The organism is Roseococcus sp. SDR, assembly GCF_019083995.1.
GTDB lineage: Bacteria > Pseudomonadota > Alphaproteobacteria > Acetobacterales > Acetobacteraceae > Roseococcus.
The window spans coordinates 58,010-81,510 of sequence record NZ_JAHRCU010000014.1; the positions used below are offsets into that span (position 1 = coordinate 58,010).

General features: G+C 69.9%; 16 protein-coding genes. 12 read left to right on the plus strand and 4 right to left on the minus strand.

Going from position 1 to position 23,501, the window contains the following annotated elements:
- The first annotated feature begins 50 nt into the window (after positions 1 to 50).
- Entirely contained in the window at positions 51 to 545 is a 495-nt protein-coding gene (locus KTR66_RS16090; protein ID WP_213614209.1) for a hypothetical protein, read from the plus strand.
- A 40-nt stretch (positions 546 to 585) separates the two neighbouring features.
- Positions 586 to 2,676, plus strand: a complete 2,091-nt coding sequence (locus KTR66_RS16095) for a TonB-dependent receptor (RefSeq protein WP_213614211.1) — start codon at positions 586 to 588, stop codon at positions 2,674 to 2,676.
- 6 nt (positions 2,677 to 2,682) lie between these two features.
- Here the strand turns inward: KTR66_RS16095 and KTR66_RS16100 are convergent, their stop codons facing one another.
- Positions 2,683 to 5,076 (minus strand): methyl-accepting chemotaxis protein, encoded by a 2,394-nt coding sequence (locus tag KTR66_RS16100; RefSeq protein WP_213614213.1) that lies wholly within the window; start codon positions 5,074 to 5,076, stop codon positions 2,683 to 2,685.
- Positions 5,077 to 5,179: 103 nt separating this feature from the next.
- Here KTR66_RS16100 and ggt point away from each other — a divergent pair, with 103 nt between their 5' ends.
- The 6 genes from ggt (at position 5,180) to ppdK (ending at position 13,426) form a co-directional block, all read left to right on the plus strand.
- Entirely contained in the window at positions 5,180 to 6,847 is a 1,668-nt protein-coding gene (ggt, locus tag KTR66_RS16105; RefSeq protein WP_249732188.1) for a gamma-glutamyltransferase, read from the plus strand.
- A gap of 166 nt (positions 6,848 to 7,013) precedes the next feature.
- Entirely contained in the window at positions 7,014 to 7,871 is an 858-nt protein-coding gene (locus KTR66_RS16110; RefSeq protein WP_213614215.1) for a glycine--tRNA ligase subunit alpha, read from the plus strand.
- A 26-nt stretch (positions 7,872 to 7,897) separates the two neighbouring features.
- Entirely contained in the window at positions 7,898 to 8,158 is a 261-nt protein-coding gene (locus KTR66_RS16115) for a type II toxin-antitoxin system VapB family antitoxin (RefSeq protein ID WP_213614217.1), read from the plus strand.
- Positions 8,155 to 8,544, plus strand: a complete 390-nt coding sequence (locus tag KTR66_RS16120; RefSeq protein ID WP_371819146.1) for a type II toxin-antitoxin system VapC family toxin — start codon at positions 8,155 to 8,157, stop codon at positions 8,542 to 8,544. The genes KTR66_RS16115 and KTR66_RS16120 overlap by 4 nt, the downstream gene beginning before the upstream one ends.
- Positions 8,544 to 10,739: a glycine--tRNA ligase subunit beta gene (gene glyS, locus KTR66_RS16125; protein WP_213614219.1), complete on the plus strand. Its 2,196-nt coding sequence runs from the start codon at positions 8,544 to 8,546 to the stop codon at positions 10,737 to 10,739. The genes KTR66_RS16120 and glyS overlap by 1 nt, the downstream gene beginning before the upstream one ends.
- An 11-nt stretch (positions 10,740 to 10,750) precedes the next feature.
- Positions 10,751 to 13,426, plus strand: coding sequence for a pyruvate, phosphate dikinase (ppdK, locus tag KTR66_RS16130; protein WP_213614221.1), 2,676 nt, complete (start codon positions 10,751 to 10,753; stop codon positions 13,424 to 13,426).
- A 201-nt stretch (positions 13,427 to 13,627) separates the two neighbouring features.
- Here ppdK and KTR66_RS16135 read toward each other — a convergent pair whose 3' ends face one another.
- Positions 13,628 to 15,211 (minus strand): ABC transporter substrate-binding protein, encoded by a 1,584-nt coding sequence (locus tag KTR66_RS16135; RefSeq protein ID WP_213614223.1) that lies wholly within the window; start codon positions 15,209 to 15,211, stop codon positions 13,628 to 13,630.
- 175 nt (positions 15,212 to 15,386) lie between these two features.
- Here KTR66_RS16135 and KTR66_RS16140 point away from each other — a divergent pair, with 175 nt between their 5' ends.
- Genes KTR66_RS16140 through KTR66_RS16155 form a run of 4 tightly spaced genes read left to right on the plus strand, consistent with a single transcriptional unit; the run spans position 15,387 to position 20,630 of the window.
- Complete coding sequence (locus KTR66_RS16140) at positions 15,387 to 16,412, plus strand: ABC transporter substrate-binding protein (RefSeq protein ID WP_213614225.1); 1,026 nt, start codon at positions 15,387 to 15,389, stop codon at positions 16,410 to 16,412.
- Positions 16,409 to 17,422: an ABC transporter substrate-binding protein gene (locus KTR66_RS16145; protein ID WP_249732189.1), complete on the plus strand. Its 1,014-nt coding sequence runs from the start codon at positions 16,409 to 16,411 to the stop codon at positions 17,420 to 17,422. The genes KTR66_RS16140 and KTR66_RS16145 overlap by 4 nt, the downstream gene beginning before the upstream one ends.
- Positions 17,419 to 19,590 carry an iron ABC transporter permease gene (locus KTR66_RS16150; RefSeq protein WP_249732190.1) on the plus strand — a complete coding sequence of 724 codons (2,172 nt, stop codon included), beginning with the start codon at positions 17,419 to 17,421 and terminating at the stop codon, positions 19,588 to 19,590. The genes KTR66_RS16145 and KTR66_RS16150 overlap by 4 nt, the downstream gene beginning before the upstream one ends.
- The gene (locus KTR66_RS16155) at positions 19,587 to 20,630 is read left to right on the plus strand and encodes an ABC transporter ATP-binding protein (RefSeq protein ID WP_213614228.1); all 1,044 of its coding nucleotides are present in this window, start codon (positions 19,587 to 19,589) and stop codon (positions 20,628 to 20,630) included. The genes KTR66_RS16150 and KTR66_RS16155 overlap by 4 nt, the downstream gene beginning before the upstream one ends.
- 112 nt (positions 20,631 to 20,742) lie before the next feature.
- On the opposite strand, the gene KTR66_RS16160 is transcribed toward KTR66_RS16155, so the two are convergent.
- A complete protein-coding gene (locus tag KTR66_RS16160) occupies positions 20,743 to 21,525 on the minus strand; it encodes a succinate dehydrogenase iron-sulfur subunit (RefSeq protein ID WP_213614230.1) in 783 nt (260 codons plus the stop codon).
- 105 nt (positions 21,526 to 21,630) lie between these two features.
- Entirely contained in the window at positions 21,631 to 23,442 is a 1,812-nt protein-coding gene (gene sdhA / locus KTR66_RS16165; RefSeq protein ID WP_213614232.1) for a succinate dehydrogenase flavoprotein subunit, read from the minus strand.
- Positions 23,443 to 23,501 lie beyond the last annotated feature (59 nt).

A 23,501-nucleotide genomic window follows, 5' to 3' on the forward strand; every position in this document is an offset into this window, starting at 1 on the left:
TTTGGTTAAAAATCGGTTGCAAAATACAGGCCCTGGTTGTATCCAGGGCCATGCTTCCCGCCCCGTTCCCCCGCCTTGCCTGGCCGTTCGGCACGTCGCCGGACCTCTCCTTCACCTGGATCCCCCTTGGGGCCACGCCGGAACCCGCACCGGCTTTCATTCCGCCCGTCGGGCCCGGCCTCGCGGAAGCGGGGCTGGCGGAGCCCGGGCTGCTGGCCCCCCTGCCCCCATCCGTGCCGGAAGTCTTGCCGCCGGCGGAAGCGCCCGCCCCGCCCATCCCGATCCCGGCCGGCTTCGCACCGGGCGCGCCCTTGCCCGAGCCGCCCGCCACCGTGATCCCGCCCACCGGGCCCGCACCGATACCCCCGCTGCCGGACATCCCCTTCGTGGTGCCGGAGCCGCCGCTCCCCGTGATCACGCCGCCCGGGCCCAATCCTTTCGCGGCGGACCCTGCGGCGCTGCTCGCGGCGCTTCAGGCCGCCCTGCCGCCCCTTCCGGAGGGGTTGCCCCCGGTGCCCCCACCCCACTTGGCCTGGTTTATGTAATAACATAACGTTTCGGGCAGCATCCGAATGAGCCTGCCCCATGCACCCATCGCTTCGTCTTTCCGCCGCCGCCCTTCTGCTCGGCGCCGGCTCCTTCCCGGCCAACGCCGAAGAGGCGGTGGAGGTGCCCGACACGGTGGTGCAGGCGCGCCGGCTGGACGCGGCGCGCGGCACCATCTCCCCCACGCTCGGCGCCACCGTCTCCACGCTGGACCGCAACGCGATCGAGGGCCTGCCCCAGGGCGTGCAGGCGCCGATCAACGAGTTGCTGCTCACCTTCCCCGGCGTGGTGCAGGACAGTTTCGGCGAGATCCATGTCCGCGGTGAGCACCGCAACCTGCAATACCGCATCAATGGCGTGACCATCCCCGAGGGCATCCAGGGCTTCGGCGCCTTCCTGGATGCGCGGGGCGTGCGCTCGCTCTCGCTCATCACCGGCTCGCTGCCGGCGCAGTTCGGTTACCGCACCGGCGGTGTCGTGGATGTGAACCTGATCTCCGGCACCTCCAATCCGGGCGGCTGGGCCAGCGTCTATGGCGGCAGCTTCCGCACCTTCCAGCCCTCGCTCGGCTATGCCGGCGTCTTCAACGGCTGGGATGTCTTCGCCATGGGGACAGCGAAGCAGAGCCTGATGGGCATCGAGCCGCCCACCGGCTCCTACGACGCCATCCACAACCGGACGAACCAGTATCGCGGCCTGCTCTCGGTCTCGCGGCCCGTGACCGAGTCCACGCGGATCAGCTTCATCGGCGGCGCCTCGGCCAATCGCTTCCAGATGCCGAACAATCCGGGCCAGCCGCAGGAATATCCGGTGGATGGGATCACCGATTTCAACAGCGCGCGGCTCAACGCGCATCAATGGGAGCGCAACCAGTTCGGCATCCTGGCCCTGCAGGGCGGCGACGCCGCGCTCGACTGGCAGGTGGCGGGCTTCGCGCGGCGCTCCTCCACCAAATACATCCCCGATGTGCAGGGCGAGCTGGCCTTCAACGGCGTGGCCTCCGGCATCCAGCGCCTCAGCCAGGCGGCGGGGGTGCAGGCCGATGCCTCCTACCGCCTCAATGCCGAGCACACGCTGCGCTTCGGCCTGATGACGATGGCCGAGCGCGTGCGCGCCTGGAACACCAGCTACGTCTTTCCCATGGATGCGGATGGCGAGGTGTTCGACGCCGCCTTCCCCGTCATCAACAACAACCGCCGCACCTCCTGGCTCTATGGCATCTACCTGCAGGATGAATGGCGCATCACCGACCGCTTCACGCTGAATTTCGGCCTGCGCGGCGATTATGCCGACCAGGCGGTGCAGGCGGGCCAGGTCTCACCGCGCATCAATGCCGTCTGGCGGCCCTGGGACGGCACGACGCTGACGCTGGGCTATGCGCGCTACTTCACGCCGCCCGCGCAGGACCTCATCACGCCCTTCACCGTCAGCCAGTTCGAGAACACGACCGGTGCGCCGCCCGGCACATACGGCGCGACGCCACGGCCCGAGCGCAGCAATTATTTCTCGGCCGGCATCTCGCAGCGCGTGACGCCGCAGCTCACGCTCGGCAGCAATGCCTGGTACAAGCAGGCGACCGACATGCTGGATCTCGGCCAGTTCGGCCGCGCGCTGGTCTTCACGCCCTTCAACTACGCGCGGGGGCAGAGCTACGGCATCGAGCTCACCGGGCAATGGACGAGCGAGCGCCTGAGCGTCTTCGCCAACCTCACCCTCTCACGCGCCATCGGCACCAATATCCGCAGCAGCCAGTTCAACTTCGACGCGGAGGAGCTGAGCTACATCGCGGGCAAGTATGTGCGCACCGATCACGACCAGCTCATCACCGCCTCGGGCGGCATCAGCTACCGGCCCTGGGAGGGGGCGCGCGCCTCGGCCACCGCCTACTATGGCAATGGCTTGCGGCGCGGCTTCGCCAACAGCGAGAAGCAGCCGGCCTATGCCACGATGAACCTTGGTTTCGCCCAGGAATTCCGGGCGTTTGACGGCGGCGCCTGGACCGCCCGCGTGGACCTGATCAATGTGACGGACCAAGTGGTGCAGCTGCGCGACGGCTCGGGCATCGGGGTCGGCGCGCCGCAGTTCCTGCCGCGGCGCGCCATCTATGCGGGGCTGTCCCGCGCCTTCTGAGGGGGCTCAGGCCGCCGCTCGCTCCGCCAGGAAGCCTCGCAGCGCCTCCTGCTGCGCGGGCGAGAGGGCGAAGGCCAGGCCGCAGCGCTGCGCGCCCGCCTCCACCACGCGGCCGGGCAGGCTCATGCCGCGCAACACCAGCGTGACCTGCGCGCCGGCGCCCAGGTCCGGCACCGGCTCCAGCCCCGCGCCGCCCTCGGAGAGATCGAGCAGCACCGCCTCCAGGCCCCTGCCCTGCCGTTCCAGCCGCACGGGAATGCCGAGCGCCATGCGGGGCGACCGGCGGCGATCCGCCGCGGCACTGCATTCGCGCACGGTGCGGACCAGCGTGCCCCGCACCTCATCCAGCGCACCGGCCGCCGCATCGGCGCTGCCGCGCATGCGCTCGGCGCTGTTCGCGGCCTCGGCCGCCTCATGCCCCAGGGATTGGACACGGCCCGAGACCTCGCGCGCCGCCTCGGCCGAACTGGCCACCGCGCGGGCGATCTCCTGCGTGGCGGCGGATTGCTGCTCCATCGCGGCGGCGACGCCGGCGGCGATGTGCTCGAGCCCCTCCACCGTCTGGCCGATGCGGCCGATGGCCTCGACGGCGCGGCCGGTCTCGGCCTCCACCTCCGCAATCTGCTGGCCGATCTCCTGCGTGGCTTGCGCGGTCTGGCTCGCCAGGCTCTTCACCTCCGAGGCGACGACGGCGAAGCCCTTGCCCGCCTCGCCCGCGCGCGCCGCCTCGATGGTGGCGTTCAGCGCCAGCAGATTGGTCCGGGCTGCGATGTCGGCGATCATCTCGGCCACCTTGCCGATGCGCTGCACCGCCTCCGACAGGCCACGGATCGTGCCGCTGCCCTCGCGCGTGCCCTCGACCGCGCCCTGCGTCAGGCTCGCCGCCTCCTGCATGCGGGCGGAGATCTCCCGGATGGAGGCGGACATCTGCTCGGCGGCGGCGGCCACCGTCTCGCTCGCTTCCAGCGCGTGGCTTGCGGCCTGGGCGGCACCCTGGCCGGCGGCGGAGATGCGCTCGGCGCCCGCGGCCACACCCTGCGTCTCCTCCGTCACGCTGCCCATGCGGGCGCCGATGGCGGCGAAGCTGTCCCGCGTCTGGTTCTCGATGCGGTCGGCCATCTCGGCCAGCGCCGCATCCTGCGCCTGGCGCGCTGCCTCGCGCTCGGCATCCGCGGCCTCCCGCAGGCGGGCGGCCTCTTCCTGCTGCGCCTGGAAGGCGGCCATGGCGCGGGCCAGCACGCCGATCTCGTCCGCCCGGGCGGTGCCGGGGACGGTGACGTCGCGCGCGCCTTCGGACAGGCGCCGGACGGTGATGGCCAGGGCATCCAGCGGCCGTGCCACGCGCAAGCTGATGAGCAAGGCCAGCGCGGCCGAGAAGGCCAGGCCCAGCAGGGCGAGCACGCCCTGGGACCACATGGCGGCCTCGGCCCGCGCGGTGCGCTCCGTGCCGAAGCGCGCCACGCCGGCCTCGGTCGCGGCCATCACGCCGACCATCCCATCGAGCGCGGGATTGGTGACGCTCATCCAGCGCGCCACATCCACCTCCGGCGCGCGGCCGGCCGCCCAGGCGGCGAGGATGTCGCGGGCCAGGGCGTCGAAGCCGGCCGGCGCGAGATACCGGCCGCGCGAGGTCTCGATCGCCTGCACGGCGGCGGGCAGGAAGAAGCCGGAGCGGGCCTGCACGTCGAGCGAGTCCAGCAGGGACCGCGCGGCGCCGCGCAACTCGATGATGCGGGTGAGCGCCGCGGCGTCCGGCGCGCGGCCGGCGGCGAGGCCCTCAGCGATGAGAGAGCGCGAGAGGCCGGCCGCATCGCGCAGGCGCCAGCTCATCATCAGCAGGTCGGCCCGGCGGAGCAGCGCCGCCTCATCCCCCGCGGCATGCGGCAACACCGTCATCCAGCCCGATCCCGCGGCCGAGACATGGCGGCGCGTCTCCTCGGCGTAGCGGCGCCGGGCGGCGGGGTCGCGCTGGGCGAGCGGCTGGGCGAGCAGGCGGTCGGCCTCGGCGCGCAGGGCCGGGACATCCCGCAGCAGGGCCTCGATCGGCGCATTTTGCGCGCTGCCGGGGGAGATCCGCAGCAGGGCCTGCGCGCCCGCCCGCATGGCATCCGCCGCGGCACGGTAGCGCTGGATTTCGGCACGCTGCGCGGCATCGGCCGGCGCCTCGGCCAACAGGGCGGTGAGGGTGAGCTGGCGCTCGGTCAGGAAAGCGGCGAGACCGGTGCCGAAGCGAACGGCGCCCATCATCTCCTCCGCCTCGGAGCGCACCGTGTCGAGCTGCACCTTGGCGCGATAGGCCAGGCTGCCGAGCGTGGCGGTCAGCGCGAGGCCCAGCAGCAGGATGGCGCCCGTCAAGGTTCGGCGGAGCGTGAAGAAGCGAGAGAAGCGCGAGGCGGACATGACGAACTCCAAGAGAAAGTTCCGTTCTACGGAACGAGGGTAAAGGCTTCCTTTCCGCGCCCCGCCCCTTGCCCCCGGCGCGCGGCCGCGCGAGCCTTCGGGCATGAGCGATTGGCAGGCCCGCGCGGGCACCTCCTTCACCCCCCGCAAGCAGCCGGCGACCGGTGCGCGCGGCATGGTCGTCACCAACCATCCGGCGGCGAGTGCCGCCGGCGCGCAGATGCTGGCCGAAGGCGGCAATGCGGTGGATGCGGCCGTCGCCGCCATTCTCGCCCTTTCGGTCTGCGAGCCGATGATGGTGGGGCTCTTCGGCGGGGGGCTGATGCACCTCGCGCATCCGGACGGCACGCATGAGGTGCTGGACGGCATGGCCTGCGCGCCCTTCTCGGCCAGGCCCGAGATGTTCGAGGGGCGCGAGCCGCATCGGCAGCTGCGCGGCGGGCAATCCGTCGCCGTGCCGGCCAATCTGCTGGCCTGGGAGGCGGCGCTGAAGCGGCATGGGCGCTTCTCGATGGCCGATGTGATCGCGCCCGCCATCCGCCTCGCCGAGCGCGGCTTCGCCGTCTCGGGCTATCTGAACGAGTGCATCCAGGAGACAGCGGCGGATCTGGCGCTTGATCCCGGCATGGCGCGGCTGTTTCTGCCCGATGGCGCGCCGCTGGCGCCCGGCGCGCGGCTGGTCAATGCCGCGCTGGGCGAGACGCTGCGCGCCATCGCGGCCGAGGGCGCGGATGCGCTGCATCAGGGGGATCTCGGCACCTCCGCGAGCCATGACCTGGCGCGCAAGGGCGGCATCATCACGACGGATGACCTGGCGGCGGCGAAGGTGATCAAGCGCGAGGCGGTGCGCGGGACCTATCGCGGGATCGAGGTCTGGGGGCCGCCCCCGCCCTCGGCCGGGGGCGTGCATGTGCTGCAGATGCTGAATCTGCTGGAGGCCTATGACATCGCCGCCAGCGGCTTCGGCACGCCCCAGACGCTGCACCTGATCGCGGAAGCCTTGAAGATGGCCTTCGCCGACCGCGCGGTGGCGACGGCGGATCCGGCCTTCCTGAAGGTTCCCGTGGCCAAGCTGATCAGCAAGGAATACGCGGCGGAGCGGCGGGGCTTCCTGGACCTCACGCGCGCGCAGGTGTGGACGGCGGGGCTATCCAACCGGGAGAGCGCCAACACCACGCATATCACGGTGGCGGATCACGAGGGGCGGATCGCCTGCTGCACCCACACCATCAACAGCCTGTTCGGCGCCAAGATCCTGCTGCGCGAGAGCGGGCTGATCCCGAACAACTACATGGCGCTGTTCGACCCGCGCCCGGGCCTCGCGCAGTCCATCGAGCCGGGCAAGCGCGTGACCACCTCGATGTCGCCCTTGATCCTGCGGAAGGAGGGGAAGCCTTACGCGGCGCTGGGGCTGCCGGGCGGCCTGCGCATCTTCGCCTCGACCTTCCAGGCGGTGATGAACCTGGTGGATCACGGCATGTCGGTGCAGGAGGCGGTGGAAGCGCCGCGCGCCTGGACCATGGGCGGACCGCTGGAGATGGAGCCGGGCTTCGGCGCCGAGACGCGCGAGGCATTGGCCGCGATGGGGCATGAGCCGCTGGCCGTGCCGCATGTGGCGGGCGGCATGGGGGCGATCCGCTTCCACGAAGACGGCCCCATGGAAGGAATGATGGAGGGCGCCTCCTGCTGGCGGGCGGATGGCGCGCCGGTGGGGATCGGCGGCGGGCCGGCGGCAAGCGGGGTGCGGTTCTTCCCGGATGTGGTGAAGTAGCTTTTCCGCCCTCAGGCGCCGGGCGCCGGCTCCGCCGGCTTGGCTACGCCGCGCCACGGGCGCGCCGGAGGGTCAGGGCTCATGGGCGGCGCCGGCCGCGTTGCGGCCGGATTCTTCCCGCGCACCGCCCGTTGGAGATCGCGGCGCGCGGCGCTAGAAGCCCCGCATGACCAAGCCGCTCAGCTTCCAGGACATGATCCTCACCCTGCACCGCTACTGGGCGGCGCAGGGCTGCCTCATCCTCCAGCCCTATGACATGGAGATGGGGGCCGGCACCTTCCATCCGGCCACCACGCTGCGCGCGCTGGGGCCCGCGCCCTGGTCGGCCGCCTATGTGCAGCCCTCGCGCCGGCCCTCGGATGGGCGCTATGGCGAGAACCCGAACCGTCTGCAGCACTACTACCAGTACCAGGTCATCATGAAGCCGAGCCCGCGCGACCCGCAGGCGCTGCTGCTGGAGAGCTACAAGGCGCTTGGCCTCGATCCCGCGCTGCACGACATCCGCTTCGTCGAGGATGACTGGGAAAGCCCGACGCTGGGCGCCTGGGGGCTCGGCTGGGAGGTCTGGTGCGACGGGATGGAGGTGACGCAGTTCACCTATTTCCAGCAGGTGGGCGGCATCCCCTGCGAGGTGCCCTCCTGCGAGCTGACCTATGGGCTCGAGCGCCTGGCCATGTACATCCAGGGCGTCGAGAATGTGTACGAGCTGGATTTCAACGGCCGCGGCGTGACCTATGGTGAGGTGTTCCACCGCGCCGAGGTGGAATACAGCGCGCACAATTTCGAGCATGCCGATGTGGCGCTGCTGAAGCGGCAATTCGAGGAGGCCGAGCAGGAATGCCATGCGCTGGTGGCGCAGCACCTGGCCCTGCCGGCCTATGACCACTGCATCAAGGCGTCCCACCGCTTCAACCTCTTGGATGCGCGCGGTGCGATCAGCGTGACCGAGCGCGCGGCCTATATCGGCCGCGTGCGCGCGCTGGCGAAGGCGTGCTGCGAAAGCTGGCTTCGGGAGCCGGCCTAGGGTAGAAAGGCCACGGAGGTTCTACCATGGGGCAGCTCAACATCAAGGATGAGGCGCTGATCGAGAAGGTCCGGCGCCTGGCCGAAAAGCGGCAGACGACACAGACCGATGTGCTGCGGCAATTGGTGGATGAGGCGCTGGCGCGCGACGACGCCGAGCGCGAGGCGCGGCGGCTGGAGAAGCTCGCCGCCATCCGCGAGATCACGGCCCGGACCGCCAAGCTGTTTCCGCCTGGCACCACCAGCGACCATTCCGACCTCTATGATGAGAATGGCCTGCCGAAGTGATTCTCGACACATCGGCCATCATGGCGATGCTGCTGGCGGAGCCGGAGGCAGCGGCCTTCGAGGATCAGGTGACGCGGACGGAAGCGGTCGCGATCTCCGCCGCCACGCATGTCGAGCTCACCCTCGTCGCGGCAGGGCGGCTCGGTCCGGAGATCTGGCCGGAGATGGATGATCTTCTGCTTCGGATGGGCGTCGAGATCATTCCCTTCACCGCCGAACACGCGGCCCTGGCGCGCGAGGGCTTCCGCCGCTTCGGCAAGGGGCGCCACCCGGCCGGCCTGAATTTCGGCGATTGCTTCGCCTATGCGCTCGCCCGCGCGCGCAACCAACCCCTTCTCTTCAAGGGCGATGATTTCGCCCGAACCGATGTGAAAGCCGCCCTCTAGTGCCCGAATTGCTCATCGAACTCCTCACCGAGGAAATCCCCGCGCGCATGCAGGCGCGGGCCGCCGAAGACCTCTGCCGGCTGATCAAGCCGGCGCTGGCGCCGCTGCTGGCTGGCGAGGCGCGCGGCTTCTACGGGCCGCGCCGGATCGGCCTGGTCGCCGAGATGGCGCTCTCCGCCGAGACGGCGGCGAAGGAGGAGCGCGGGCCGCGCGTCGGCGCGCCGGAGCAGGCGCTGGCGGGCTTCCTCAAGAAGCACAATGCGACGGCCGAGATGCTGGTGGAGCAGAACGGCTTCCTGGTGCTGGTGAAGCCGGGCGAGACCATCACAGCCGAGGCGCTGCTGATGCGCGCGCTGCCCGAGCTGCTCTGGAGCTTCCCCTGGCCCAAGAGCATGCGCTGGGGCGTGAGCCAGTTCACCTGGGTGCGGCCCTTGCAGCGCATCCTCTGCCTGCTGGATGGCCGCGTGGTGCCGGTGGCGCTGGCCCGTGGCGAGGATGCGGCGCATGGGCTGGTGGCGGGCGACATCACCGAGGGGCATCGCGTGCATGCGCCGGGGGCCGTGACCGTGACGGGTTACGCCGATTATCTCGCCAAGCTGCGCGCGCATTACGTCGTCGCCGATGTGGCGGAGCGGATTTCGATGATCCGCGACGGCGTGGCGGCACTCGCGGCCGAAAAGGGGCTGGAAGTGGTGCCCGATGAGGGGCTGCTGGCCGAGGTCGCGGGCCTCGTCGAATGGCCGGTGCCGCTCTTGGGGCGGATCGACGACGCCTTCATGGACCTGCCGCCCGAGGTGATGCGCACCTCCATGCGAGTGAACCAGCGCTACTTTTCCCTGTGCCATCCGGATGGGCGGGCTGCGCCGTTCTTCGGGATCGTGTCCAACATCGCGGCATCCGATGGCGGGGCGGCGCTGGTGGCGGGGAATGAGCGCGTGCTGCGGGCGCGGCTCTCGGATGCGCGCTTCTTCTGGGACCAGGATCGCAAGCAGAGGCTGGAGGCGTTCCTGCCGAAGCTGGAAGGCGTGGTGTTCCACGCCAAGCTCGGCACCCAGGCGCAGCGGGTGGAGCGGATCGCGAAGCTCGCCGCGCATCTGGCGCCGATGGTGGGCGCCGATGCGGCACTCGCCGAGCGCGCGGCGCGGCTGGCCAAGGCGGACCTGGCCTCGGGCATGGTGGGCGAGTTCCCGGAATTGCAGGGCGTGATGGGCGGCTACTACGCGCGCCTGCAGGGCGAGGATGCGCGCGTGGCCGATGCCATCGCCCAGCATTACCGCCCGCTGGGGCCCACCGATGAGGTGCCGCGCGAGCCGGTGGCCATCGCGGTCGCGCTGGCGGACAAGATCGACCAGCTCGCGGGCTTCTTCATCATCGGCGAGAAGCCCACCGGCAGCGGTGACCCCTATGCATTGCGGCGCGCGGCCCTCGGCCTCATCCGCATCATCCGCGAGGCGCGGCTGCGGCTGCCGCTGCGCGTGCCCTTCCTGGAGCACAGCGCGGCCGTGATCGGCCAAATCTACAACACGCATGTCTCCGCCGCGCAGCATGAGCTGGATCGGCTGGACGAGGCCTTCCCCTGGCTCGGGATCAAGGCGCTGGCGGTCGGCGGCAAGCCCCTGCCGGAGGAAGAGGGGCATGGGCCGCTCTACCGCTACGCCCAGCACCGGGACGAGACGAGCGGCGCGCTGCGCGAATTCATCGCCGAGCGGCTGCGCGTCCAGCTCCGCGCCGAGGGTGCGCGGCATGACATCATCGCCGCCAGCCTCGTCGGGGATGACGACATCCTGCGCATCCTCGCCCGCGCCGAGGCGCTCAAGGTGCTGGTCGAGTCGGAGGACGGCACCAACCTCCTCGCCGCCTACAAGCGCGCCCAGAACATCCTCCGCATCGAGGAGAAGAAGGACGGCCCGCATGACGGCCCGGTGGATGAGGCGCTGCTGACGCTCCCGCAGGAGCAGGCGCTGAATGCCGCGCTGGCCGGGGCCGAGGCCGCCGTCGCCCAGGCGCTCGGCTCGGAGGATTTCGCCGCCGCCATGGCGAGCCTCGCCGCGCTCCGTGCCCCGGTGGACGCCTTCTTCGAGTTGACCATGGTCAATGACCCGGTCCCCTCGTTACGGCAGAACCGTTTGCGGCTATTGTCACGCCTCAGGCGCGCCATGGACCAGGTGGCGGACCTGTCAAAGATCGAATCCTGAAGGAAACTCGCATGACCCAGTGGGTGTACAGCTTCGGCGCGGGGCATAATGAAGGCCGCGCCGACATGCGCAACCTGTTGGGCGGCAAGGGCGCGAACCTGGCCGAGATGGCCAGCATCGGCCTGCCCGTCCCCCCCGGCTTCACCATCACGACCGAGGTCTGCACCTATTATTACGACCACGGCCAGCAATACCCGGCCGACCTGAAGGCGGCCGTGAACGGCGCCCTCGCCCGCGTCGAGGCCGCGGTCGGCCTGAAGTTCGGCGATACCGAAAAGCCGCTGCTGGTCTCCGTCCGCTCCGGCGCGCGGGTCTCCATGCCGGGCATGATGGACACGGTGCTGAATCTCGGCCTGAACGACGCGACCGTCGAAGGCCTGGCCCGCGCCTCGGGCGATGCGCGCTTCGCCTGGGACAGCTACCGCCGCTTCATCCAGATGTTCGGCGCCGTGGTGCTGGACGTGGACCACCACCAGTTCGAGGACATCATCGAGGGCGTGAAGCTCGACCGCGGCGTGGCCGAGGACACGCAGCTCACCGCCGAGGACTGGAAGATCGTCGCCGCCGGCTACAAGGAGGTGGTCGCCCAGGCCACGGGCAAGCCCTTCCCGCAGGACCCGCATGACCAGCTCTGGGGCGCCATCGGCGCCGTCTTCGGCTCCTGGATGAATGCGCGGGCCAACACCTATCGCCGCCTGCACGACATCCCGGCGAGCTGGGGCACGGCCGTGAACGTCCAGGCCATGGTCTTCGGCAATATGGGCGAGGATTGCGCGACGGGCGTCTGCTTCACGCGCGACCCCTCCACCGGCGAGAACATGTTCTACGGCGAATACCTGGTGAACGCGCAGGGCGAGGATGTCGTGGCCGGCATCCGCACGCCGCAACCCATGTCCAGCCTGCGCGCCAAGCCCGGCGAGAAGCCGATGGAAGAGGTGATGCCCGCCGCCTACCAGGAACTCGTCCGCGTCCGCGCCGTGCTGGAAAAGCACTACAAGGACATGCAGGACATCGAGTTCACGGTGCAGCAGAACAAGCTCTACATGCTGCAGACGCGCAACGGGAAGCGCACCGCGGCCGCCAGCCTCAAGATCGCGGTGGACATGTGCGCCGAGGGCCTGATCGACGAGAAGGAGGCGATCAAGCGCGTCGCCCCCGGCTCGCTCGACCAGCTGCTGCACCCGACGCTCGATCCGAAGGCGCCGCGCAAGCTGCTCTCCAAGGGCCTGCCGGCCTCGCCGGGTGCGGCCTGTGGCGTGGTGGTGTTCAGCTCCGATGAGGCCGAGATGCGGGCGCAGAAGGGCGAGAGCGTCATCCTGGTGCGCATCGAGACGAGCCCGGAGGATATTCACGGCATGCACGCGGCGCGGGGGATCCTGACGACGCGCGGCGGCATGACCAGCCACGCCGCCGTGGTGGCGCGCGGCATGGGCCGGCCCTGCGTGGCGGGTGCGGGCGGCATCGCGGTGGATTACGCGGCGCAGGCGCTCTCGGCCGGCGGCCATGTGGTCCGCGCCGGTGACACCGTGACGCTGGATGGCGCGACGGGCGAGATCTTCCTGGGCTCCGTGCCCATGATCGAGCCCAAGCTCTCGGGCGATTTCGCCAAGCTCATGGAATGGGCCGATGGCGTGCGCCGCATGAAGGTGCGCGCCAATGCGGAGACGCCGCTCGATGCCGAGACGGCGCGCAAGTTCGGCGCCGAGGGCATCGGCCTCTGCCGCACCGAGCACATGTTCTTCGACCCCGCGCGCATCGGCGCGGTGCGCCAGATGATCATGGCCGAGCACGAGGATGGCCGCCGCGCCGCACTCGCCAAGCTGCTGCCCTTCCAGCGCAGCGACTTCACCGAGCTGTTCCGCATCATGGCGGGCCTGCCGGTGACGATCCGCCTGCTCGATCCGCCGCTGCACGAATTCCTGCCGCACACGGAAGAGGAAATCGCGGAGGTCGCGACCGGCCTCGGCGTGGAAGCGGTCGCCATGCAGCGCCGCCTGGCCGATCTCTCGGAAGCCAACCCGATGCTCGGCCATCGCGGCTGCCGCCTCGGCATCTCCTACCCCGAGATCTACGAGATGCAGGCCCGCGCCATCTTCGAGGCGGCCATCGCGGTCGCCAAGGAGACCGGCACGGCGCCCATCCCGGAGATCATGATCCCGCTCGTCATGTCCAAGCGCGAGCTGGACATCACGCGCGCGCAGGTGGAGGGCATCGCGGCCCAGGTCTTCGCCGAGACGGGCACCACCATCGAATACATGGTGGGCACCATGATCGAGCTGCCGCGCGCCTGCCTGACCGCCGACTCCATCGCGGAATCCGCCGATTTCTTCAGCTTCGGCACCAACGACCTGACGCAGACCACCTTCGGCCTCTCGCGCGATGACGCCGGCAAGTTCCTGCCGGCCTATGTCGAGAAGAACATCATCCCGAAGGACCCCTTCGTCTCGATCGACCCGGAAGGTGTTGGCGCCCTCGTCGAGATCGCGGCGCAGAAGGGCCGGCGCGTGAAGAACGGCCTCAAGCTCGGCATCTGCGGCGAGCATGGCGGTGACCCGGCCTCGGTGCAGTTCTGCGAGACGGTGAAGCTCGACTACGTCTCCTGCTCGCCCTACCGCGTGCCGGTGGCGCGCCTGGCCGCGGCGCAGGCCGCGCTGGACAGCGCCGGCCGGACCGACCGGACGGCGTGACCGCGGGGGCCTTGCCCCCGCACCCCCACCAAAGGCCGGGGCCTTTGGAAACCACTTATGGGGATTTGGGAGAGGGGCCTGAACGCGCGAAGGGCCCGGCGTGAGCGCGGGCCCCTCTCTCAAATCCCCATCACTGACGGGTTGCAAGGGCCTGGGCCCTTGCCGGGGAGCGCGAGGGGCAGCGCCCCTCGCAGGCCGCCCTCACGTCCGCCGGACGTTCCAGAAGACCGGGATGCCGCCCGGCTGCATCACGCCCGTCAGGTTGCGCCGATGCGCCAGCGGCTGGAAGAACTGGCCGAGCGGGATATAGGGCACGTCCTCCAGCATCTGGCGTTGCATGTCGGCGGCGATGGCCTGCTGGGCCGGCAGGTCGGGCGCTTCGAACCAGGCGTCGCGGAGTGCTTCGAGGCGGGCGCTTTCGGGCCAGCCGATGAAGCCCGCGCGCCCCTGGCCGCGCAGCATGAGATGGCCGGCGGGGTTCAGGTGATCGAGGCCGCCCCAATTGGTGCAGAAGGCGCTCCAGCCGCCCTGGTCGATCGGGGTCTGCTGCGCACGGCGCTGCACCACGGTGCCCCAGTCCATGGACTGGAAGTCGATGTTGACGCCCAGGCGGCGGAACATGTCGGCCGCGACCTGCGACCAGGCGGCAAGGCTCGCGATATCGGTGGTGCCGAGCAGCACGATGCGCTCATTGGCGTAGCCGCTTTCGCGGATCATGCGGCGCGCCGTGTCCATGTTGCGCTCGAAGACCTCGAGACCCACGGTGCTGGCGAGCGGCGTGCCCGGCGTGAAGGCGCCCACGCCGGATTTGAAGCCGGCGGGGTCGGTGCCCATGAAGGCGGTCATGTAGCTCGCCTGGTCCACGGCGCGCAGCAGGGCGCGGCGGAAAGCCGGGTTGTTCATCGGCGCGTGCAGGTGGTTGGGGCGCATCACGGCGATGGAGCCGAGGGGGTCGGGCTGCACCACGGCCACGTTGCGGTTGCGGCCGAGCATGGGGGCGAGGTCGGGCGTGACCGTCTCCCACCAGTCCATCTCGCCCGAGGCGAGCGCCGCGGCGGCGGTCGCGAAGTCGGGCATGATGTGCCATTCGACGCGGTCGAAATGCACCACCTTGGGGCCGGCGGTGCCCGAGGGCGTGCCGCCCTGCCGCGGGCGATAGCCGGCGAAGCGCTCATAGACGACGCGACTGCCGGAGACGAGCTCGTCCCGCTTGAAGCTGAAGGGCCCGCTGCCGATCACCTGCTCAGGGCGGATCTGGGTGAAGGCATCCGTCGCCGCGATGCTGGCTGGCATGATGAAGGGCGCGTTGCTGGTGGGCTTGGCCAGGCTGTCCAGCATCAGGCCGAAGGGGCGGCTCAGGCGGATGGTGAAGCGGCGGTCGTCGAGCGCCGTCATTTCCTCGGTGAGTGCGGCGAGGCGGGCGCCCATGGCGTCACGCTTGCCCCAGCGCGCGAGGGAGGCGACGCAGTCGGCCGCGCGGACGGGCTCGCCATTGTGGAAGCGCAGGCCCTCGCGCAGCGTGAAGGTCCAGAGCTTGCCGTCATTCGCGACGGTGTGGCCTTCGACCATCTGCGGCTGCGGGCGGTATTCGGAATCGAGGCCGTAGAGCGTGTCCCACACCATGAAGCCGTGGTTGCGGGTGATGTAGGCGGTGGTCCAGACCGGGTCCATCACGGTGAGGTTCGCGTGCGGCACCATCTTGAGGACGCGCGCGGATTGCGACTGCGCGATGGAGGGCGCGGCCGCGATGGCGGCGCTGGCGCCCAGGAATTGGCGACGATCCATTCTGGCTATCCCGGGTTGGGGTGGCGGAGGGGCGCAGCATGACGAGAAGGTCATCCGCCTGTCCATCGCATTCGTATCCTGGGGCGAGACGCCGGGGTGGAACGATTGTGACAGAAGCGTGACATGCCCTGGCCTTGGGCATAATCTGCGAAAAACCTGGGCTTTGGGAGGATTCATGCCGGCACGCATCGTCATCGCGGCTGTCGCGGCGCTGGGGCTCGCCGCCGGGCCGGCCGCGGCGCAGGGGTCGCTGAACCTCTATTGCTCGGTGCAGGTGGAATGGTGCCAGGCGGCGGCGACGCAGTTCCAGCGCGAGACGGGCATCCGCGTGAACATGACGCAGCGCGGCAGCGGCGAGATGCTGGCCGCGATCCGCGCCGAGGCGCAGAACCCGCGCGGCGATGTCTGGTTCGGCGGCACGGGCGATCCGCACATGGCCGCCGCCGAGGAGAACCTGACCCAGGCCTATGAGAGTGCGAACAATGCCGGGCTGCAGCCCTGGGCGCTGACGCAGTGGCGGCAATCCGAGCGGCGCTCCATCGGCGTCTATGCGGGGGCGGTGGGCTTCGGCTTCAACACGGAATTGCTGGCGCGGCGCAATATCGCGGCGCCGGCCTGCTGGGCCGATCTGCTGGAGCCGCGCTTCCGCGGCGAGGTGCAGATGGCGAACCCGAATTCCTCCGGCACGGCCTATGTGATCATCGCCACACTCGTGCAGCTGATGGGCGAGGATCAGGCCTTCGCGTATCTGCGGCGTCTGCACCCGAATGTGAACAGCTATACGCGCAGCGGCACCGCGCCGATCAAGGCGGTGGCGCGGGGCGAGACGGCGGTCTCGCTCAGCTTCGTGCATGATGCGGTGACGGAGCGGAATGCGGGCTTCCCCGTGGCCTGGGCGACGCCCTGCGAGGGCACGGGCTTCGAGATCGGCTCCATGTCCATCATCCGCGGCGCGCGCAACATCAACCAGGCGCGGCGCTTCTACGATTGGGCGCTGACGGCGCCGGCGCAGCGGCTCGGCTTCGAGGTGGCGGGGCAGTTGCAGACGCCCTCCAACCGCGAGGCGCCGCTGCCGCCGGGCGCGCCCGATCTCTCGCAGATGCGGCTGATCGAATACGACTTCGCGCGCTATGGCCGGGGGGCGGAGCGGCGGCGGCTGATCGAGAAATGGGACCGCGAGGTGGGGGCGCTGCCGCGATGATCGCACGGATTTTCGCCCTGGCGCTGATGGTGGCGCCGGCTGTGTCCCAGGCGCAGGGCAGCCTGAACATGCTCTGCGCGCCGGCCTCGGACTGGTGCGAGGCCATCGCCGCCGCCTTCCAGCGCGACACGGGCATCCGCGTGGCGATGGCGCGCAAATCCACCGGCGAGATCCTGGCGCAGCTGCGCGCGGAGGCGCAGAACCCGCGCACCGATCTCTGGTTCGGCGGCTCGGCCGAGACGCATCTGGTGGCCGCCGAGATGAACCTGCTGCAGGCCTATACCTCGCCCAACATGGCGGGGCTGCATGACTGGGCGCGGGAGCTGCACCGCATGTCGAACGGGCGCTGCGTGGGGGTGTCTTCGGGCGCCATCGCGCTGGTGTGGAATCGCGAGCTGATCGCGCGGCGCAACCTGCCGGTGCCACGCAGCTGGGCGGACCTGCTGAACCCGGCCTATCGCGGCGAGATCCAGCTGCCCAACCCCAATTCCTCCGGCACGGCCTATACGATCATCGCGGGGCTCATCCAGCTCTGGGATGAGGAGCGCGCCTTCGCCTATCTGCGGCGGCTGCATGCCAATGTGAACGCCTATACGCGCTCCGGCGCCGCACCCATGCAGGCGGTGGCGCGGGGCGAGACGGCGGTGGCCGTCAGTTTCAACATGGAGACCATTTCGCAGCAGCAGGCAGGCTTCCCGATCGAGATGGGCTATCCGGAGGAGGGCACGAGCTATGAGGTGGCCTGCATGTCCATCGTGCGCGGCGCGCGGAACCTGGCACAGGCGCGGCGCTTCTATGACTGGTATCTGACGCCGGCGGCGATGGATATCGGCCCGCGCGTGAACCAGTTCCACGCGCCCGCGCATCGCGACGCGACGCCCGATCCGCGCATCGCGGACATGAGCGGCATCCGCCTCATTCCCTACGACTTCGCGCTGTTCGGCGAGGCGGCGACGCGGCGGCGCATCCTGGAACGCTGGGACCGCGAGGTGGGCGCGCTGCCGCGTTGAGCCTGGCCCGCGCCCCTGGCCTGCCCGCCTGGCTGCTGGCGGCCCTCGCCGCCACGCTGCTGCCCTGGCACATGCAGCAGGATGGGGTGGCGGGGCTTTTCGCGCTGCGGGCGGAGGAGGCGGATGCGGCCTCGGCCCTCGGCCAGGCCTGGTTCCATGGGCGCTTCTGGTTCTGGCCGGTGCTGGCGGCGCTGGCGCTGGCCCTGCCGGGCGCCCTGGCGCGGCGCTCGGTCTTCCTGTTGGCGGGCGGGGGCCTCGGCTTGCTTGCGATCGTGGCGCAGGGCTTCGCCATCGGCATCCAGGGCTGGTCCTGGCCGTTCCTCGAGGCGTGGTTCGGCCCGCTGGAGGAGCGGCAATTCGGCATGGGGCTGGGCGGCGCGCTCTGCTTCCTCGGCTGCCTGCTGCTGGTGACGGATGGGCTGGCGCTGCGCGGCTTCTTCAAGGGCGATCGCTTCGTGGCGGGCGCGGTGGGGGTGCTGGCGGCCTCCATCCTGATCTTCACCGCCTGGCCGGTCGGCACCATGCTGCTGCAGATGTTCACGCCACGCGAGGAGCTGAGCGGCCTCACGGCGCTGGGCGTCCGCCTCTTCGACGGCAAGATCTGGGGGCTCGGTTGCGTCACCGGCCGGGTGCATTGCGGCGTCTTCTGGAACACGCTGGTGCTGGCGGTCTCCACCGCCTCGGCGGCGACGCTGCTCGGTCTCTGCTTCGCGCTCTTGGTGACGCGCAGCGGCTTTCCGGCCAAGCGCGCGCTGCGCCTGCTGACGGTGCTGCCCATCATCACGCCGCCCTTCGTGATCGGCCTCGGCCTCATCCTGATCTTCGGGCGTTCGGGCGTGGTGAACCAGTTCGTGCAATCCGCCTTCGGGCTGGAGCTGGGCCGCTGGATCTATGGCTTCAACGGCGTCTGGCTCGCGCAGGTGTTTTCCTTCACGCCCACCGCCTTCCTCGTGCTGATCGGCGTGGTGGAGGGGATTTCGCCGGCGATGGAGGAGGCCTCGCAGACATTGCGCGCGAGCCGCATGCGGACCTTCCGCGCCGTCTCGCTGCCGCTGATGCGGCCGGGTCTCGCCAATGCCTGGCTCGTCGTCTTCGTGGAGAGCCTGGCCGATTTCGGCAATCCGATCGTGCTCGGCGGCTCCTTCGGCGTGCTCTCCACCGAGATCTTCTTCGCCGTGGTGGGCGCGCAGCAGGATTTCGGGCGCGCGGCGGCGCTGGCGGCGATCATGCTGCTGGTGGCACTCGCGGCCTTCCTGATCCAGCGCGCGGTGGTGGGGGGCCGCTCCTATGTCGCGATGACGGGCAAGGGCGATGCCGGCCTGCCCACGCCCCTGCCCGCGCCCGTGCGGCGCCTCGCCTATGCGGTGGCGTTGCCCTGGGCGCTGCTCACCATCCTCGTCTATGGCATGGCGCTGGCGGGCGGCTTCGTGCGCGTCTGGGGGCGGGACTGGACGCCGACGCTGAGCCACTTCACCCGCGCCTTCGCGCTGGAATGGAGCGCTTCGGGCCAGATCATCTTCGTGGGCGGCGCCTGGAATTCGCTGTTTACCACCGTGACGCTCGCCGCCATCGCCGCGCCCATCACCGCGGGGCTCGGGCTGCTGGCGGCCTGGCTGCTGACGCGGCAGAGATTCGCCGGGCGCACCGCGCTGGAATTCGCACTGATGCTGACCTTCGCCGTGCCGGGCACCGTGATCGGCGTGGCCTATATCCTGACCTACAACCTGCCGCCGCTCGAGATCACGGGCACGGCGATGATCCTCGTCGCCTGCTTCGTCTTCCGGAACCTGCCGGTCGGCGTGCGTTCGGGTGTCGCGGCCATGAGCCAGCTCGACAAGTCGCTGGACGAGGCGGCGATCACGCTGCGTGCCTCCACCTTCCGCACGCTGCGCACCGTGGTGCTGCCGCTGCTCAAGCCCGCCATCGTCACCGCCCTGGTCTATGCCTTCGTGCGCGCGATGACGACGGTCTCGGCCGTGATCTTCCTCGTCTCGGCGGAATACGAGATGGCGACGGTCTTCATCATCAACCGCGTGATCAATGGCGATTACGGCCTCGCCATCGCCTATTGCGCCGTGCTGATCCTGCTGATGCTGGCGGCGATCGGGCTGATCAATCTGCTGGTGGGACGCCGCCAGCTCGGCCGGCGTGAAGGAGCGCGCACATGACCCGACACGGGGCAGAGGTCCGGCTCGAAGGCCTCGGCAAAAGCTACGGGCCGGTGCGCGCGGTGAAGCCGCTCGACCTCGTGATCGAGGGCGGCACGCTGGTCACGCTGCTGGGCCCCTCCGGCTGCGGCAAGACGACGCTGCTGCGCATGATCGCGGGGCTGGAGCAGGCGAGCGAGGGGCGCATCCTGATCGGCGGGCGGGACGTGACCTTGCTCTCGGCGGGCGAGCGCAATGTCTCCATGGTGTTCCAGAGCTACGCGCTGTTCCCGCATATGAGCGTGCTGGAGAATGTGGCCTATGGCCTCGTCTCCTCCGGCATTGCGCGGCGCGCGGCGGAGAGAACGGCGGAGGGCGCGTTGGAGACGGTGGGGCTGGCCGGCTTCGGCGCGCGCCTGCCCTCGGAGCTTTCGGGCGGGCAGCAGCAGCGCGTCGCCGTCGCGCGGGCGCTGGTGCTGGAGCCGGATGTGCTGCTCTTCGACGAGCCGCTCTCCAACCTCGATGCCCGACTGCGGCGCGCGATGCGCGAGGAGATCCGCGCCTTGCAGCAGCGCCTCGGCCTCACCGTCATCTATGTGACGCATGACCAGGCGGAGGCGATGGCGGTCTCGGACAAGGTGGTGGTGATGCTGAATGCCGGCATCGCGCAGATCGGCACGCCGCATGCGCTCTACACCCAGCCCGACAACGTCTTCGTCGCCACCTTCATGGGCGAGGCGAACCATGTGCGGGCCGAGATCGAGGCGCTGGAAGGCGATGCCGCGCGGGTGCGGCTGGGCGAGACGGTGCTGCACCTGCCGCATCGCGGGCTGACGCCGGGGCCGGTGGATCTGATGATCCGGCCGGAGGCGATCCGCATCGCGGCGGAGGGCGCGCTGCCGGCCACCGTCGCGCGCGCCACCTATATGGGGGCGCATACGGAATACGTCTTCACGACGCCGGTGGGGGAGCTCTTCGCCACCGACCGCCCGGGTGGAAGCCCGGGCGAAGCGGTGCGGCTGGCGCTCGATCCTGTCGGGACCGTGCTGGTGAGGCCCTGATACGAGAGGGCTCTGCCCTCTCGTGCTCTCCCGCCAAGAAACTCGTTTCTTGGATCTTCGATCTATTGGGTGCCCGAGGGGCTGGCCCCTCGGTCCCACAATGAGTGATCGGTCAGCCCTGGCGGGCCACCATCATCGACTTGATCTTGCCGATCGCCTCGGCCGGGTTCAGCCCCTTCGGGCAGGTCCGGGTGCAGTTCATGATGGTGTGGCAGCGATAGAGGCGGAACGGATCCTCGAGATTGTCGAGGCGCTCGCCCGTCGCTTCGTCGCGGCTGTCGGCGATCCAGCGATAGGCCGCCAGCAGGATGGCGGGGCCGAGATAGCGGTCGCCATTCCACCAGTAGCTGGGGCAGGAGGTGGAGCAGCAGAAGCACAGGATGCATTCCCACATCCCGTCGATCTTCGCGCGCTCCTCCTTGGACTGGCGGCGCTCCTCATCGGGCGGGGGCGGCGTGTCGCTCTTCAGCCAGGGCTCGATGCTGCGATATTGCGCGTAGAGCTGGCTGAGGTCGGGCACCAGGTCCTTCACCACCGGCAGATGCGGCAGCGGGCTGATGCGGACATCGCCCTTCACCTCATCGATCGGCTTCAGGCAGGCCAGCGTGTTCAGCCCGTCGATGTTCATCGAGCAGGAGCCGCAAATGCCCTCGCGGCAGGAACGCCGGAAGGTGAGCGTGCTGTCCACCTCGTTCTTGATCTTGATGAGCGCGTCCAGGACCATCGGGCCGCACTTGTCCATGTCCACCTCGAAGGTGTCCGTGCGGGGGTTGGCCCCGTCATCCGGATCCCAGCGGTAGATCTTGAACGCCTTGACGTTGGTGGCGCCCTCGGGCGCCTTGAACGTCTTGCCACCCGTGACGGTGGAGTTCTTGGGGAGGGTGAAAGTCGCCATGGATCAGAGTCCGATCGGCTGAGGTTGCTTGCAACCGAAGCCGTGAATCGGCCTCGCAAAAACGACTGAGACGGGTGCCGCGAGCGGAAGCGAGCGGCGCATGGCTCAGTACACCCGTGCCTTGGGGGGGAAGACCTGCACCTCGTTGGTGAGGGTGCGCATCTTCACGCCGCGGTAATCGAGGCTCACCTCGCCCTTCTCGTTCATCCAGGCCAGGGTGTGCTTCATCCAGTTCTCGTCGTCGCGCTCGGGGTAATCCTCCTGCGCGTGGGCGCCGCGGCTTTCCTTGCGCGCCTCGCCACCGACGATGGTGGTCAGCGCATTGCCGACCAGGTTGTCGAGCTCCAGCGCCTCCACCAGGTCGCTGTTCCAGATCAGGCTGCGGTCGCTGACCTTGAGGTCGCTCATGCCGGCATGGACGCCCTGCATCTTCTCGACACCTTCCTTCAGCAGCGCGGAGGTGCGGAAGACGGCGGCATGCGTCTGCATGGTGCGCTGCATGGCGAGACGCAGCTCGGCCGTGTTGGTGCTGCCCTTGGCGTGCCGCACGCGGTCGAAGCGATCGAGGCTGCTCTCGCCCGCGCGCGGCGGCAGCGGCGGCTGGGAGGCGCCGGGTTTCACCGTCTCGGCGGCGCGGTGCGCGGCGGCGCGGCCGAAGACCACGAGGTCGAGCAGGGAGTTGGTGCCCAGGCGGTTCGCGCCATGCACCGAGACGCAGGCCGCCTCGCCCACCGCCATCAGGCCGGGGACGATCGCGTCCTCATCGGCGCGGGTCGGGCGCAGCACCTCGGTGTGGATGTTCGTGGGGATGCCGCCCATATTGTAGTGGACGGTGGGGAGCATCGGGATCGGCTCCTTCGTCACATCCACGCCGGCGAAGATGCGCGCCGTCTCGGAAATGCCGGGCAGGCGCTCATGCAGGATGTCGGCACCCAGATGCTCCAGGTGCAGATGGATGTGGTCCTTCAGCGGGCCGACGCCGCGGCCTTCGCGGATCTCGATGGACATGGCGCGGGAGACGACGTCGCGCGAGGCGAGGTCCTTCGCGGTGGGCGCATAGCGCTCCATGAAGCGCTCGCCCTCGGAGTTCGTGAGGTAGCCGCCCTCGCCGCGGGCACCCTCGGTGACGAGGCAGCCGGCGCCGTAGATCCCCGTCGGGTGGAACTGCACGAATTCCTGGTCCTGCAGGGGCAGGCCGGCGCGCAGCACCATGCCGCCGCCATCGCCCGTGCAGGTGTGGGCGGAGGTGCAGGAGAACCAGGCGCGGCCATAGCCGCCGGTGGCCAGCACCACCTTCTGCGCGCGGAAGCGATGGATCGAGCCATCCTCCAGGCACCAGGCGGTGACGCCGCGGCAGACGCCCTCATCATCCATGATGAGGTCGAGCGCGAAGTATTCCACGAAGAACTCGCAGCCATGCTTGAGCGACTGCTGATAGAGCGTGTGCAGGATGGCGTGGCCGGTGCGGTCGGCCGCGGCGCAGGCGCGCATGGCGGGCGTCTTGCCGTAATCCTGCATATGGCCGCCGAAGGGGCGCTGGTAGATGCGGCCATCCTCGGTGCGGCTGAAGGGCACGCCGTAGTGTTCGAGCTCGATGACGGCGGGGATCGCCTCGCGGCACATGTATTCGATGGCGTCCTGGTCGCCCAGCCAGTCCGACCCCTTCACGGTGTCGTACATGTGCCAGCGCCAGTCATCCTCGCCCATATTGCCGAGTGCCGCACCCACGCCGCCCTGGGCGGCCACGGTGTGGGAGCGCGTGGGAAAGACCTTGGTGATGCAGGCGGTCTTCAGCCCCGCCGCCCCCATGCCGAAGGTGGCGCGCAGACCCGCACCGCCGGCGCCGACCACCACCACGTCATAGGTGTGATCGACGATGCGATAGGCCCCGAAGGTAGGCTTGCTGATGGCGTTCATGCGACCCGGTCCGCTCCGCTCAGGCCCGAGATGTGTCACCCCGGGCGGAATGTCATGCC

Bases quoted from the DNA above. Each gene is read 5' to 3' on its own strand.
- KTR66_RS16090 (WP_213614209.1), top strand. From the start codon at position 51: ATGCTTCCCGCCCCGTTCCCCCGCCTTGCCTGGCCGTTCGGCACGTCG.
- KTR66_RS16095 (WP_213614211.1), top strand. From the start codon at position 586: ATGCACCCATCGCTTCGTCTTTCCGCCGCCGCCCTTCTGCTCGGCGCC.
- KTR66_RS16100 (WP_213614213.1), bottom strand. From the start codon at position 5,076: ATGTCCGCCTCGCGCTTCTCTCGCTTCTTCACGCTCCGCCGAACCTTG.
- ggt (WP_249732188.1), top strand. From the start codon at position 5,180: ATGAGCGATTGGCAGGCCCGCGCGGGCACCTCCTTCACCCCCCGCAAG.
- KTR66_RS16110 (WP_213614215.1), top strand. From the start codon at position 7,014: ATGACCAAGCCGCTCAGCTTCCAGGACATGATCCTCACCCTGCACCGC.
- KTR66_RS16115 (WP_213614217.1), top strand. From the start codon at position 7,898: ATGGGGCAGCTCAACATCAAGGATGAGGCGCTGATCGAGAAGGTCCGG.
- ppdK (WP_213614221.1), top strand. From the start codon at position 10,751: ATGACCCAGTGGGTGTACAGCTTCGGCGCGGGGCATAATGAAGGCCGC.
- KTR66_RS16135 (WP_213614223.1), bottom strand. From the start codon at position 15,211: ATGGATCGTCGCCAATTCCTGGGCGCCAGCGCCGCCATCGCGGCCGCG.
- KTR66_RS16140 (WP_213614225.1), top strand. From the start codon at position 15,387: ATGCCGGCACGCATCGTCATCGCGGCTGTCGCGGCGCTGGGGCTCGCC.
- KTR66_RS16145 (WP_249732189.1), top strand. From the start codon at position 16,409: ATGATCGCACGGATTTTCGCCCTGGCGCTGATGGTGGCGCCGGCTGTG.
- KTR66_RS16155 (WP_213614228.1), top strand. From the start codon at position 19,587: ATGACCCGACACGGGGCAGAGGTCCGGCTCGAAGGCCTCGGCAAAAGC.
- KTR66_RS16160 (WP_213614230.1), bottom strand. From the start codon at position 21,525: ATGGCGACTTTCACCCTCCCCAAGAACTCCACCGTCACGGGTGGCAAG.
- sdhA (WP_213614232.1), bottom strand. From the start codon at position 23,442: ATGAACGCCATCAGCAAGCCTACCTTCGGGGCCTATCGCATCGTCGAT.